A 13416-nucleotide genomic window follows, 5' to 3' on the forward strand; every position below is an offset into this window, starting at 1 on the left:
CGCGGGGGGCTCGCGACCTCGGACTCGGGTGGCGGCGTCGGTGCCGGCTGCCGCGGCCCCGCTCCGATCGGCACCGGCAGCAGGTCGCCGGTGGAGATGTCGACGACCGTCAGCTGCGGCACCGAGGTCGCGGCGGGCTGCACGACGAACAACCGCTTCGGATCCAGTCCCTCCCAGCCGTCGCCCGTCAGTTCCGGGACCGGTGACAGTACGGGGGCCGTCAACGGTGTGCCGCGTGCACACCGCACCTTCGGGGTGCCGCGATCGTCGACGAGCACGACCGTGCCCGCCTCGAGCACCGACTGCACGGGGACGACGTGGCCGCTGCGGTACTCGTGCACGGTGACGCGGGTGTCGGCCCGCAACAGCACCGGTGTCAGCTTGCGGACGTATTCGCGGGCGTCGGTGACCTTCAGGACACCGAGCCACGCCTCGATCTTCGCGGGATCCTGCTCGAGGGTGTCGACGAGTTCCTGCCGGTCGCACAGTTCACGCTCGAGGCTGCCGCCGTAGAGCGCGGGACGGTCCCCGGCGACCGCGGCGGTGCCGTCGTCGGTCACGGCGACCGGATCGCCGGTGCCCTCGACATCCTCCTCGTCGGGTTGTGGCACCACGACCGGGACCTGGGCCGGCAGCAGCAGTCCGGTCCAGGGGTACTGGTCCTGTGCAGTCGCGATTTCGAGTCGCACCGGTTCGGTTCGCTCGGAACCACCCGACGAACATCCGCTCACCACGAGCGCGGTCAGAACGAGCACCAATCCGAATCCGCGCGCAGCGGCATCGGTGGCCACCCGCACATACTAGGACGGGTTACAAATGCGATTGGTGGATTTGCGGATTCACCGCAATCGGGTGTCGGGCGATATGTCCTCGATGGTGAGCACCTCCGACACGAAGTTCACGAGCAGTTCGTCGACCCGGCGCGCGCGTTCCATCTGCACGAAGTGACCGGCACCGTCGAGCAGGTGAACACCCCTGAGGTCCGGTACCGTCTGCCGCATCCGCTCGAGCGCGTGCGGTCCCGACATGGTGATGACGGGGTCGTTGGCGCCGGCGACGAACAGCGTCGGCACCTCGAGCAGGGCCTGTTCACTTCCCGCCGCTGCCTCCCAGTTGGCGTCGTAGGCGCGATACCAGGACAGGCCGCCACCGAATCCGGTTCGCGCGAACACCCTCGCGTAGTGGCCGAGTTCGTCCTCGCTCAGCCAGTCCCAAGGTAGGTCCGGCGCCTCGGGCAGCACGTCGAGGTAGCCGTTTCCGTCCGACGGGTGCTGCCAGATGTCGAGGTACCGGTACCGGCCGGACAGCGCGTGGAACAGCCGCTGCAGGAACTCGCGGGGTCGCGCGTCGAGTTCGCGTTCCGCAACCCCCGGTTCCTGGAAGTAGTGCAGGTGCAGGAAGTGGCGGCGCGCCATCGCCGCGTACAGCTCGGTGGGCCGCGCCGGCAGCGGATCGGGCGCGTACGGCACCGCGAGCAGGACCAGCCCGGCGACGCGGCTGCGGTGGCGCAGCGCGACGGTCCACGTCGCGGGCGCCCCGAAGTCGTGGCCGACCAGAACGGCCCGGTCGATGCCGAGTGCGTCGAGCAGGCCGACGAGACGATCGGCAACCGCGACGTTGGTGTATTCGTCGATCGACGTCGGCCGGTCGGTTCCGCCGTAGCCGGGCATGTCCGGCGCGATCGCCCGGTAGCCGGCGGCGGCGAGTGCGCTCACCTGGTGCCGATAGCTGTATCCGAGACCGGGGAACCCGTGGCACAGCACGACGGCGGGCCGGTCGGCGTCACCGGCTTCGGCAATGTTCCACGTGAAACCATCGACCTCGACGACGACGTTGCGCATCAGGACGCGGGCACCGTGACCATGTCGTCCTGGTTCCAGTACGCCTTCATCGAGGTGATCTTCGCGTCGTCGTCGAAGGTCATGACGTCGACGACCTCCATCACGAGGTCCTGCTCCCCGAGATGCGTGGTGAGGCGGAACAGGAACGCGGCGTTGTTCGCGGCGATCTTGAGGGTGAGCAGCTCGCCGGTCTGCGTGAGCGGCTCGATGACGCCGTAGAACTCGCGCAGGGCCTCCTCGGTGGTGCGCGGTTCGGTGCCGACCGGGTCCTCGACGGTCGCGCCCGGCGCGTACAGGGCCAGGACATCGTCGGTCGTGCCCTTCGCGACCGAGCGGATGTAGTTCTCGACGGTCTCGCGGATCGCGTCGGCGGACGGTGCCATGAATGCCTCCTCTAATAGAACATGTTCTAGATCAGGAGACTAGTGTCACCGGCGCCCGCAGACCAGGTCCCGCACCGAATCGGCTCCGCCCCGGCGCGCGGGATGCTTGGCTGACACGCAGGACACGCACCGATATCGAAGACACGCACAGTCACCGAAGAACACCGAGGAGTCTTCATGAGCGAGACGGCCGCGTTCACCCTCGAAGGTCACGACGGAACCCTGGCCGGGCGCCACTGGCCGGCCGAGAATCCGCGCTATGTCGTGCTGCTGTGCCACGGCTACGGCGAGCACTCCGGCCGGTACGAGTACGTCGCGACCCGGTTCGTCACCGACGGCGCCACGGTCTACGCGATCGACCACGTCGGGCACGGACTCAGCGACGGCGAGCGGGTCCTCGTCGAGGACTTCGAGAATGTCGTCGACGACTTCCACCTGCTCGATCTGACCGCGCGGCGCGAGAATCCCGGCCTGCCCGTCGTGCTCGTCGGGCACTCGATGGGTGGGATGATCGCCGCGCGCTACGCCCAGCGATACGGCAACAGCCTCGCCGCGGTCGTCCTGTCCGCGCCGGTGCTCGGCACCTGGGCCGCGGTCGACGCCCTGCTCACCGCCGACGAGATTCCCGACACGCCCATCGACCCGGACACGCTCTCCCGCGACCCGGCGGTGGGCCGCGCCTACGTCGCCGACCCCCTCGTGTGGCACGGCCCGTTCAAGCGGCCCACGGTGCAGGCGCTGAAGAACTGCCTCGACACCATCTCGGCGGCCGGCCCGGTGGATTCGGTTCCGGTGCTGTGGCTGCACGGCTCCGACGACGGCCTGGTACCGATCGAGGGCACCGTGCAGGGCTGGGGGACGTACTCCGGTGCGCAGGCACGCTCCGGCACGTACACCGGTGCGCGCCACGAGATCTTCAACGAGACCAACCGCGACGAGGTCCTCGGGGACGTCCTCGACTTCGTGAACAGCGTTCTGCCGGAACGGAACTGATCCGGCAGAACGCTGTCACCCGGAACTGGCGGTCAGCGCACCACGTTGATCATCTTGCCGGGCACCACGATCACCTTGCGGGGCGCGGCACCGGCGAGCAGCTCGACAATCTTCTCGTCCGCCAGCGCCGCCGCCTCGATCGCGTCGGGCTTCGCGTCGGCGGGCACCGTGATGCGGCTGCGCACCTTGCCGTTGACCTGGATCGGGTACTCGACGCTGTCCTCGACGAGCCACTTCTCCTCGGCGACGGGGAACGGACCGTGCGCGAGCGACTCGGAGTGCCCGAGCCGCGACCACAGTTCCTCCGCGAGGTGCGGCGCCACCGGCGCGAGCATCGACACGAGCGGCTCGACCGCGGTCCGCGGCGCGCCGTCCGGGTACGTCTTGGTGAGGTGGTTGGTGTACTCGATGAGCTTCGCGATCGCGGTGTTGTCCCGCAGGTGCGCGTAGTCGTCGGACACACCCTCGATGGTGCGGTTCAGCGCACGCAACGTGTCCTCGGCCGGCTCGGCGTCGGTGACACGCACCGCGCCGGTCTCCTCGTCGATCGCGGCGCGCCACACGCGCTGCAGGAAGCGGTGGGCACCGACGACGTCCTTGGTCGCCCACGGGCGGGACTGGTCGAGCGGACCCATCGACATCTCGTACACGCGCAGCGTGTCGGCACCGTAGTCGTCGCAGATCTCGTCCGGCGCAACGGAATTCTTCAGGGACTTGCCCATCTTGCCGTACTCGCGGTTGACCCGCTCGCCGTTGTGGAAGTACTCGCCGTCGCGCTCTTCGACCTCGTCGGCGGGAACGTAGACACCGCGGGAGTCGGTGTAGGCGTACGCCTGGATGTAGCCCTGGTTGAACAGGCGGCGGTACGGCTCCGACGAGGTGACATAGCCGAGGTCGAACAGCACCTTGTGCCAGAACCGCGCGTACAGCAGGTGCAGCACGGCGTGCTCGACACCGCCGACGTACAGATCCACACCGCCCGGGTCGTTCGGGCCGTGGATCTCCGGACGCGGACCGGTCCAGTACGACTCGTTCTCCTTGGCGCAGAACTCGTCCGGGTTCGTGGGGTCGATATAGCGCAGCTGGTACCACGAGCTGCCCGCCCACTGCGGCATGACGTTCGTGTCGCGGGTGTAGCGCTGCAGCCCGTCGCCGAGATCGAGGTCCACCTCGACCCACTCGGTCGCCTTCGCGAGCGGCGGCGACGGCTCCGAGTCGGCGTCGTCCGGATCGAACGACACCGGCGCGTAATCCTTCACATCCGGAAGTTCAACGGGCAGCATCGATTCCGGCAGCGGATGGGGGCGCCCGTCGGCGGAGTACACGATCGGGAAGGGCTCGCCCCAGTAGCGCTGACGCGCGAACAGCCAGTCGCGCAGCTTGTACTGGATGGTGCCGGTGCCGGCACCCGATTCCTCGAGCTTCGCGACGATCTTCTTCTTCGCGTCCGCGACGGAGAGACCGTCGAGGTAGTCGGAGTTCACCAGCACACCGTCACCGGTGTACGCCTCGGCGGTGATGTCACCGCCGGAGATGACCTCGCGGATCGGCAGGCCGAACGCGGTCGCGAACTCCCAGTCGCGCTGGTCGTGTCCGGGCACGGCCATGATCGCGCCGGTGCCGTAGCCGGTGAGCACGTAGTCCGCGATGAACACCGGCAGCTTCTCGCCGTTCACCGGGTTCACGGCGTACGCGCCGAGGAAGACGCCCGTCTTCTCCTTGCTCTCCTGCCGCTCCAGATCCGACTTGGCAGCGATCGAGGCGCGGTAGCCGGCGACGGCCTCGGCCGGAGTGGCGGCGCCACCGGTCCAGCGCTCGTCGACGCCCTCGGGCCACCCGCCGCCGACGATCTCGTCGACCAGGGCGTGCTCGGGAGCGAGCGTGACGTAGCTGGCACCGAACAGGGTGTCGGGGCGGGTCGTGAAGACCTCGATCTCGGCGGCCTCGTGCCCGTCGACGGCGAACTTCACCTGGGCGCCGTGGCTGCGGCCGATCCAGTTGCGCTGCATCGTCTTGACCTTGTCCGGCCAGTCCAGGAACTCGAGATCGTCGATGAGACGGTCGGAGTACGCGGTGATGCGCATCATCCACTGCCGCAGATTCTTCCGGAACACCGGGAAGTTGCCGCGCTCGGAGCGGCCCTCGGCGGTGACCTCCTCGTTCGCGAGCACGGTGCCCAGGCCGGGGCACCAGTTGACCAGCGAATCCGAGCGGTACACCAGGCGGTAGGCGTCGAGCGCGTCCTGCTTCTCGGCGTCCGACAGCGCGGCCCAGTCGCGGCCGTCGTCGAGGGTGCGGGCGCCGGACTCGAGTTCGGACTCGAGTTCCGAGATGCGGCGGGCCTTGCCGGCTTCCGTGTCGTACCACGCGTTGTAGATGGTCAGGAAGATCCACTGCGTCCAGTGGTAGAAGTCCACGTCGGTGGTCGCGACGGCACGACGCTCGTCGTGGCCGAGGCCGAGGCGGCGCAGCTGCCGCTTCATGTTCGCGATGTTCGCCTCGGTCGTGGTGCGCGGATGAGTGCCGGTCTGCACCGCGTACTGCTCGGCCGGCAGACCGAACGAGTCGTAACCGAGCGTGTGCAGGACGTTGTGGCCCAGCATGCGGTGGTAGCGCGCGTAGACGTCGGTGGCGATGTAACCGAGCGGATGCCCGACGTGCAGGCCCGAGCCGGACGGGTACGGGAACATGTCCTGCACGAACAGCTTGTCGGCGGGCACGTCGCCGGCCAGCGGGCCGACCGGGTTCGGCGCTTCGAACGTGCCGCGTTCGCGCCACAGCTCCTGCCAGCGCTGCTCGATCCGCCCGGCGAGCTCGGCGGTGTACCGATGCTGCGGGGTGGCGTCGGACGACGGAGTGGAAGTCTGATCAGGACGAGTCACGGCGGTCGCTATCTACTTGGCTGGCGTCTGTTACCTCCGACCAGGGTAGAACGTGACCGAACCCGACCGGACCGGCGGCTGCGTCCGGCGGTATCCTGGTCGCCGTGTTGATCGTCGCCATCGTGCTGTTCGTACTCGCCCTCGCTGTCGGTGTCGTCGCCGTCGCCGGGCTCACCGGGCGGCTCGGACGCAACCGTTGGGCCGGCGTCCGCACCGCCGACACACTGCGCGACGACGAGACGTTCGCCCTGGCCAACAAGGTCGCGGCCCCCAGCATCCTCGGTTCCGCCGTGCTGCTCGTCGCCGGTGGTGTCGCCGCGCTGACGCTGCCGACCGTCGCCGGTGTCGTCGCCGTCGTCGTCACCGTCGTGGCGGCGTTCGCCACGGCCGGGGCCGGCGGATCCATCGCGGCGCGTGTGGCCGCGGCCACCAAGCCCGACGAGACCGAGGGCTGCGGCACCTCCTGCGGCGCGTGCAGCCTGCGCGGCGCGTGCGAGCCCACCGCCTGACGACACACACCGCCTGACGACACACGTCTCGGGCACTCTCGCGGATCGCCCCGCAGTCCCTACTCTGGGCCGGTGACGACCCGCCGCATCATCGATCCCGCCGGTGCCCTGTTCGGCATCGCCCTTCCGATCGCCACCGCGGTGGTCGCGGTGCTGGTCACCGTCCTGTGGGAACCTCGCCTGCCCGCCGAGATCGCGACGCACTGGTCCGGTCCGAACCCGGACGGGTTCTCCTCACCGATCTCGAACGCGTGGACGATCGCCCTGGTCATCGTGCTGGTCGGCGGCGGGTGCAGCGCGATCGCGGCCCTCGCGCAGGCCATGCTGATGATGCGGCGGTACATGCTCGTCGTCGGGCTGGGCGTCACCGGACTCCTGGCGACCATCCACGTGACGATGCTGGCGGCGCAACTGGACCTTGCCGACGCGGCGCAGGCGCAGCTGCCGATGTGGTCGATCGGCCTCGGCGTCCTGATCGGTGTCGCGGTCGGGCTCGTCGGGGCCGCGCTGCTCCGGGACTACCGGGAGCGGGTCCCGGCGACCGCTGCCCCGGACGCGAAGCTCCCTCGCGGTCGCGTCGAGCTGCCGATCGTCGACCAGGTCGGGACCGGCACCCGCACCACGACCGTGCTGGCGCTGCTGGTGCTGGGCCCGGCCGTGCTCGTGTGCGGCGCCGCCGGATCCTGGTGGCCGCTCGCAATCTTCCTGCCGGTCGGAGTGCTGGTGCTGAGCCTGCTCCGGTTCCGGGTGACCGTCGACGAGTCCGGTGTGCGCGTGCGCAACCTCGGCATGACGGCGGTCGAATACGGCCTCGACGAGATGATCGGCGCGAAGGTCACCGAGACCCGGCCGTTCGAGGACTGGGGCGGCTGGGGGCTGCGGGCCAAGGGCCGCGGCCGGTACGGGCTGGTGACCAACACGGGCCCGGCGCTGGTGTTCACCACCGCGGGCGGTCACGAGTTCACCGTGACCACGGAGCGGGCGCAGGAGATGGCCGGGGCGCTCAACAGCCTCGCCGACGCTCGCGTGCGCTGAATCCCCGCGCCGACCGAGCTACGGGGAAACGGGGACATCGTACGGACCGGTCCGGTTCAATGGAATGCGAATTTCCATGGAGCACAATCGACCGGATGCCCGGAGGTTCCAGTGAGTCATCGAAGACGACACCCCGACGGGATTCTCGCTCCCGCCTACACGACCCGCCTCGACACCGACCCGGTCCCCGCGGCGAGACTGCCGCGGGGGTCGATGGAACCGGAAGCGGTGTACCGGTTCATCCACGACGAGCTGATGCTCGACGGCAGTTCCCGGCTCAATCTCGCGACCTTCGTGACGACATGGATGGAGCCGGAGGCAGGCCGTCTCATGGCGGATACCTTCGACAAGAATCTCATCGACAAGGACGAGTATCCGTCGACCGCGGCGATCGAGGAACGCTGTGTCGCAATGGTCGCGGACCTGTTCAACGCGCCGGGGCTCACGGAGTTCGATCCGTCGTCGGCGACGGGTGTGTCGACGATCGGCTCGAGCGAGGCGGTGATGCTCGCCGGGCTCGCCCTCAAGTGGCGGTGGCGGCAACGTCACGAAGCGTCCGGCCGGGACACCTCCCGTCCGAATCTTGTTCTGGGAAGCAATGTTCAGGTGGTATGGGAGAAGTTCTGCCGCTACTTCGACGTGACGCCCAAGTACCTTCCGATGGAACCCGGGCGCTACTCGATCACCCCGGAACAGGTGCGAGAAGCCGTGGACGAGAACACGATCGGCGTCGTCGCGATCCTCGGCACCACGTACACCGGTGAGCTGGAACCGGTGTCGGAGATCTCCGCGGTTCTCGACGAGGTTGCCGCGTCGGGTGGGCCGGACGTGCCGTTGCACGTCGACGCCGCGAGCGGCGGGTTCGTGGTGCCCTTCCTGCGGCCCGAACTCGAATGGGACTTCCGGGTACCGCGCGTGGCGTCGATCAACGTCAGCGGCCACAAGTACGGCCTGACCTATCCGGGAATCGGATTCGTGGTGTGGCGCGACCAGGACGCGCTGCCCGAGGACCTGGTGTTCCGGGTCAACTACCTCGGTGGCGACATGCCGACGTTCACCCTGAACTTCTCGCGACCCGGCAACCAGATCGTCGGCCAGTACTACAACTTCCTGCGCCTCGGCCACGCCGGTTACCAGCGGATCATGGAAACACTCCGCACGACGGCGGTCCGGTTGGCGCGGGGGATCTCCGAGATCGAGGGCATGCACGTGATCACGGACGGCACGGCGATCCCGGTCATCTCCTTCGAACTGACCGACGATCCGGGCTTCACGGTCTTCGACATCTCACACGAACTGCGGGCCCGCGGATGGCAGGTGCCGGCATACACGATGCCCGCGGACGCAGAGGACGTCGCGGTGCTGCGGATCGTCGTGCGTGAGGGATTCAGCGCCGATCTGGCCCGGATGCTGCACACGGACCTCGTCGAGGTGTGTGACGAACTGCGCAAGAGCGGGATCGGAAAGCATTCGACGGAAAAGCATTTCGCTCACTGAGCGGTGTGCCTTTGTGGCGGCTGGGACCGCCACAAAGGCACACCGGGGCCGAAGGCCCACCTAGTTGCGTTCGACCTCGATGGGGTGCGTCGCGAGCAGTGCGAGCGGCAGCGGCTGGCGGCGCAGGACGCGGGCCCACAGGTCCAGGCGGGCCGGGGCGAGAAGGTCCTGCGGCAGCGCCGAGAGGACCATCCAGTCGCGGTTCTTCAGTTCCCCCTCGAGCTGGCCGGCGCTCCAGCCGGCGTAGCCCGCGAAGATCCGGACACCTTCGACGACGGGTCCGACGACCTGCGGGTCGGTGTCGAGATCGATCATGACGACGCGTCCGTCGACGCGCCGCACTCCGGGAATTCCGTCGGCGGAGGTGCCGACGCGGAGGGTGCCGAGGCACAGCGCGGAGTCGCGCCGGACGGGGCCGCCGACGAACAAGGCCTTCGGTTCGGCGGAGACGGGGACCCACTGGGGCAGGACCGCCCCGACGGCGGTGTCGCTCAGGCGGTTGAGCACGACACCGAAACTGCCCGATTCGTTGTGTTCGACGATGTAGACGACGGTGCGGCGGAAGGTGGGTTCGACGAGGTCGGTGGCCGACACCAGCAGGCTCCCGGCCCGCACGTTCGGCGTTGCTGCTGCCGTTCGGTCCTCGGGTTCGTCCTGGTGTTGCGCCACTCGGACATCATCCCACTGTCGCCACCCGGACGCCCGTAAGCCCCGCTCACGATTTTGCCGGTGCAGCCGTCAGACCGACCGTCTCGGCGAGGACCGCGAGATGGTGTTCGAACAGGTCGTCGGGAGCGGCGAAGGTGTTCTCGCCGTATTGCCCGAACACTTCGAAACTCACCGCACCGAACAGCGAGGACCACAGCAGAATGCCGCGGGCCAGGGCCGCGTCGGGGAGATCGGTGCCGGTTTCGCTGCGGATCCGGTCGAGGTCGGCGTGCAGGCTGCCGGGAATTCCGTCCGGCTCGGGCAGTCGCAGCGTGCCGTCCGCGTAGGCGCTGGTGAGAATCTCGACGAGCCGGGCCACGACGCGGGTGCCGGGTTCGGTGGTGCGCTCGGCCGGCGCGCGATAACCGGGCACGGGACTGCCGAACAGCAGGGCGTAGCGGGCGGGTTCGCGCAGCGCCCACCGGCGGACCGCGCGGGCGAGTGCGCGGAAGCGTTCGGGCGCGTCGTGCGGGTCGACGACCATGACGGCGTTGTCGACGGCGTTGCCGAGTTCCTCGTAGGCGTCCACGACGAGGAGCGTGAGCAGTTCGTCGCGGTTGGCGACGTAGCGGTAGACGGCGGACGACACGACGCCGAGGTCGCGTGCGACGGCACGCAGCGACAGCGCGGCGGCGCCGTGCACGGCGAGGTGTTCGCGGCCGATACGCAGGATGTCGGCCATCGTCTGCGCTCGGGCCCGGGCGCGGGGTGTCGTTGCTGCCATACCCCCGAGCCTGCCCTCATCCGTGAGCACTGTCAACAAAAGTGAGCAGTGCTCTTGACAGTGCCCGCGTGGAGGCGCATGCTCGTTGCAAACGAGAGCAGTGCTCACATTTCGATGAAGAGGAGAACACCATGTCGAACCTCCAGGTCGTGTGCGGTGCCGGACCCATCGGCTGGACTGTCGCCCAGCAGCTCGCCGACAGCGGCCGGCGCGTCCGCGTCCTCACCCGCTCCGGCAGTGGACCGGACCATCCGCTCGTCGAACGCGTCCGCGCCGACGTCTCCGACCCGGACGCCCTCGCCGCCGCATTCGGCGACGACACGGTCACCGCCGTCCACATGTGCATCCACGGCTCCGCCTACAGCGCCGAGGCGTGGGAACGCGAACTCCCGGCCGCCGAACGCACCGTTCTCGACGTGGCAGGGAAGGCCGGGGCGGTCGTGGTCTTCCCGGAAAGCCTCTACTCCTACAGCGAGCCCGGCCGGGTCATGCGCGAGGACTCCCCGCGCAACGCCACCACCGGCAAGCGCGGCGTCCGCGCCCGCCTGCTCGCCGCACGCGCCGCGCACACCACTCCCACGGTCAGCGTCGTCGCGTCCGACTACTTCGGTCCGCGCGCGCTGAACGCCCACGCCGGCGAGCGCATGGTCCCCACGATCCTCGCGGGACGTACCCCGCGGGTGCTCGGCTCGGCCGACGTCCCGCACTCGTTCACCTATGTGCCGGACCTGGCCGCCGCGATGATCGCCGCCGCCGACACCCCCGCCGTGTGGAACACCGTCGTGCACGCACCCACCGCCCCGGCCGTCACGCAGCGGGAAATGGTCGCCGCGTTCGCGACCGCCGCGGGCGTGCCGGTACCGAAGGTCGGCACCATCCCCGCGTGGGTGCTGCGCGGCGGCGCCCTGGTCAACCGCGACGCGCGCGAGCTCGCGGAGATGCTCTACCAGTTCACCGACCCGTTCGTCATGGACTCGAGCCGCAGCGAGGAGGCACTCGGGGTGACGGCCACACCGCTGCCGGTGGCCGCCGCCGAAACCGTGCGGTGGTGGCGCGAGCACCGGGCGGCGGCCTGACGTTCCCACCGCCTCTCGGGCGGGGGATAGTGTCGGGTCGTGCAGGAGTCGAAGCGGCAGGCATGGCGATCCACGGCGACGGCTCTCCGTCACTCACCGGACCTCGCCCGGCTCACCACCGTCCGCTTCGCGAGCCAGTTCGGCGACGGACTGTTCCAGGCCGCGCTCGGTGGGGCAATCCTGTTCAACCCCGAACGGCACGCCGATCCGGCCGCCATCGCCGCGGGGTTCGCGGTCCTGCTGCTGCCGTACTCGGTCGTCGGACCGTTCGCCGGTGCGCTGCTCGACCGCTGGGATCGTCGCCTCGTGCTGCTGTGGGCCAACATGCTGCGCGGCGCATTCATCCTCTCCGCGGCCGCGGTGTTGCTCACCGGCGGGGGAGAGACCACCCTGCTGCTGCTGGCGCTCGCCGCGGTCGGCGTGAGCCGGTTCGTGCTCGCCGGGGTATCCGCGTCGCTACCGCACACCGTGGCCCAATCCTGGCTCGTACCGGTCAATTCCGTGCTCGCGACCGTCGGATCGGGAGTGTCGGCCACGGGTGCCGCGGTCGCGGTGACCACCATCGGGATCGTCGGCGCGGGCGACACCGGCTCGGGAATCGCGGTCGCGCTGGGAGCGTCCGGATCGGTGATCGCGGCGGTTGCCGCCGGCGGCTTCCCGCGGCACGGTCTCGGTCCGGACGAGATCCTGCCACGCAGCGCCGTGCGATCCGTCCTCGACGGACTGCACACCGGCGCCGTCGCGGTCTGGCAGGCACCCGGCGTCACCGTCGCAATGATCGGAATCGGCACCCACCGCATCGTTTTCGGCATCGACACCCTGATCATGGTTCTGGTGTTGCGCCAGGGCGGAAACGGCTCCGCGGCCGAAGGACTCACCGGGTTCGGTGTCGCGGTCGCAGCGACCGCGACGGGGATGCTCGTGGCCGCGATCGTCACCCCGATCCTCCTGCCCCGGGCGGGACGGCCGCGCACGATCACCGGGGCACTGCTGACGGCCGCGATCGTGCAACTGCTGTTCGTCACGCTGCTCACCCAGACGGCGTTGCTCGTCGCCGCGTTCCTTCTCGGTCTCGCCGGACAGGTCGTCAAGCTCTCGGGTGACGCCGCGATGCAGATCGAGATCGACGACGCCCGGCGCGGCCAGGTCTTCGCGCTCCAGGACACCGTGTTCAACATCGCGTTCCTCGCCGCGATCGCCGCGGCCGCCGTCTTCGTCGCGCCCGACGGACGGTCGCCCACCCTCGCCGTCACGGGTGTCGGGATCTATCTGGCCGGACTCGCCGGGGTCCTGGCCGTGCGCCGCCTCCGGATGTGAACGGGCCCGATTTGCTAGGTTCTCCTGGTTCCGCACTCGAGTGCAGTTCCGTCAGGAGGCGCCCATGTCCCGTCGCGCGGTGCTCACGTCGCTGACGCTCGTCTCACTGACCCTGCCGCTTCTCGCGGTGCCCGCGAGCGCAGACGGCGCAGCTCCGGTGAATTCGTGCGGGGAGACCGGTTTCGATCCGTCCGCCGAGAAATCCGAATCCGGCGGGCCGGCGATCGAGATTCCGCGCGTCCTGAAGCTGCCGGTGCCGTACCCGGAGTTCGTACAGGTCGAGGTGCCGGGTCCCGTCCCGGACACGACGCGGGTGCCGCAGACGCCGCTGCCGGCGGACCCGTGCGCCGACCCGTGCCCGGAGACCCTGCCGAAGCCCGACAGCCCGATCGGGGGCACTGGCTCCAGCGGTTCGAGTGGTTCCAGCGGCTCGAGCGGTTCGAGCGGATCC

12 protein-coding genes and 1 pseudogene are annotated in these 13416 nt (G+C 69.4%); 7 read left to right on the forward strand and 6 right to left on the reverse strand.

Annotated features, from left to right (window positions below; all coding sequences use genetic code 11):
• The 3 genes from ACN675_RS24345 to ACN675_RS24355 all read right to left on the reverse strand — a co-directional run.
• Positions 1–791 (reverse strand): DUF6777 domain-containing protein (locus ACN675_RS24345; RefSeq protein WP_420753281.1); only part of this gene is annotated, 791 nt, incomplete at its 3' end.
• 48 nt (positions 792–839) lie between these two features.
• Positions 840–1841 (reverse strand): alpha/beta fold hydrolase, encoded by a 1002-nt coding sequence (locus ACN675_RS24350; protein WP_420753282.1) that lies wholly within the window; start codon positions 1839–1841, stop codon positions 840–842.
• Positions 1841–2224 (reverse strand): nuclear transport factor 2 family protein, encoded by a 384-nt coding sequence (locus ACN675_RS24355; protein ID WP_420753283.1) that lies wholly within the window; start codon positions 2222–2224, stop codon positions 1841–1843. The genes ACN675_RS24350 and ACN675_RS24355 overlap by 1 nt, the downstream gene beginning before the upstream one ends.
• A 177-nt stretch (positions 2225–2401) precedes the next feature.
• On the opposite strand from ACN675_RS24355, the gene ACN675_RS24360 reads away from it, so the two are divergent.
• Positions 2402–3217 (forward strand): lysophospholipase, encoded by an 816-nt coding sequence (locus ACN675_RS24360; RefSeq protein ID WP_420753284.1) that lies wholly within the window; start codon positions 2402–2404, stop codon positions 3215–3217.
• Positions 3218–3249: 32 nt separating this feature from the next.
• On the opposite strand, the gene leuS is transcribed toward ACN675_RS24360, so the two are convergent.
• The gene (gene leuS, locus ACN675_RS24365; RefSeq protein WP_420753285.1) at positions 3250–6099 is read right to left on the reverse strand and encodes a leucine--tRNA ligase; all 2850 of its coding nucleotides are present in this window, start codon (positions 6097–6099) and stop codon (positions 3250–3252) included.
• 104 nt (positions 6100–6203) lie between these two features.
• On the opposite strand from leuS, the gene ACN675_RS24370 reads away from it, so the two are divergent.
• The 3 genes from ACN675_RS24370 to ACN675_RS24380 all read left to right on the forward strand — a co-directional run bounded on the left by ACN675_RS24370 (position 6204) and on the right by ACN675_RS24380 (position 9140).
• Positions 6204–6608 (forward strand): SdpI family protein, encoded by a 405-nt coding sequence (locus ACN675_RS24370; protein WP_420753286.1) that lies wholly within the window; start codon positions 6204–6206, stop codon positions 6606–6608.
• A 72-nt stretch (positions 6609–6680) separates the two neighbouring features.
• Positions 6681–7643, forward strand: a complete 963-nt coding sequence (locus tag ACN675_RS24375) for a DUF1648 domain-containing protein (protein WP_420753287.1) — start codon at positions 6681–6683, stop codon at positions 7641–7643.
• 111 nt (positions 7644–7754) lie between these two features.
• Positions 7755–9140, forward strand: a complete 1386-nt coding sequence (locus ACN675_RS24380; protein ID WP_420753288.1) for a glutamate decarboxylase — start codon at positions 7755–7757, stop codon at positions 9138–9140.
• A gap of 60 nt (positions 9141–9200) precedes the next feature.
• On the opposite strand, the gene ACN675_RS24385 is transcribed toward ACN675_RS24380, so the two are convergent.
• Positions 9201–9809, reverse strand: coding sequence for a YqgE/AlgH family protein (locus ACN675_RS24385; RefSeq protein ID WP_420753289.1), 609 nt, complete (start codon positions 9807–9809; stop codon positions 9201–9203).
• Positions 9810–9855: 46 nt separating this feature from the next.
• Entirely contained in the window at positions 9856–10572 is a 717-nt protein-coding gene (locus ACN675_RS24390) for a TetR/AcrR family transcriptional regulator (RefSeq protein WP_420753290.1), read from the reverse strand.
• A gap of 131 nt (positions 10573–10703) precedes the next feature.
• Here ACN675_RS24390 and ACN675_RS24395 point away from each other — a divergent pair, with 131 nt between their 5' ends.
• From ACN675_RS24395 to ACN675_RS24405, 3 genes and pseudogenes are all read left to right on the forward strand, one after another.
• Complete coding sequence (locus ACN675_RS24395) at positions 10704–11648, forward strand: NAD-dependent epimerase/dehydratase family protein (protein WP_420753291.1); 945 nt, start codon at positions 10704–10706, stop codon at positions 11646–11648.
• Positions 11649–11687: 39 nt separating this feature from the next.
• Positions 11688–12965, forward strand: coding sequence for an MFS transporter (locus ACN675_RS24400; protein ID WP_420753292.1), 1278 nt, complete (start codon positions 11688–11690; stop codon positions 12963–12965).
• 64 nt (positions 12966–13029) lie between these two features.
• Positions 13030–13416 (forward strand): annotated as a pseudogene (locus ACN675_RS24405) (carbohydrate-binding protein); the annotation flags it as partial.

Source organism: Rhodococcus sp. O3 (genome assembly GCF_048897285.1).
GTDB lineage: Bacteria > Actinomycetota > Actinomycetes > Mycobacteriales > Mycobacteriaceae > Rhodococcus.

Excerpts from the sequence above, each read along its gene's own strand:
- ACN675_RS24350 (WP_420753282.1), bottom strand. The coding sequence starts at position 1,841 with ATGCGCAACGTCGTCGTCGAGGTCGATGGTTTCACGTGGAACATTGCC.
- ACN675_RS24355 (WP_420753283.1), bottom strand. The coding sequence starts at position 2,224 with ATGGCACCGTCCGCCGACGCGATCCGCGAGACCGTCGAGAACTACATC.
- ACN675_RS24360 (WP_420753284.1), top strand. The coding sequence starts at position 2,402 with ATGAGCGAGACGGCCGCGTTCACCCTCGAAGGTCACGACGGAACCCTG.
- ACN675_RS24390 (WP_420753290.1), bottom strand. The coding sequence starts at position 10,572 with ATGGCAGCAACGACACCCCGCGCCCGGGCCCGAGCGCAGACGATGGCC.
- ACN675_RS24395 (WP_420753291.1), top strand. The coding sequence starts at position 10,704 with ATGTCGAACCTCCAGGTCGTGTGCGGTGCCGGACCCATCGGCTGGACT.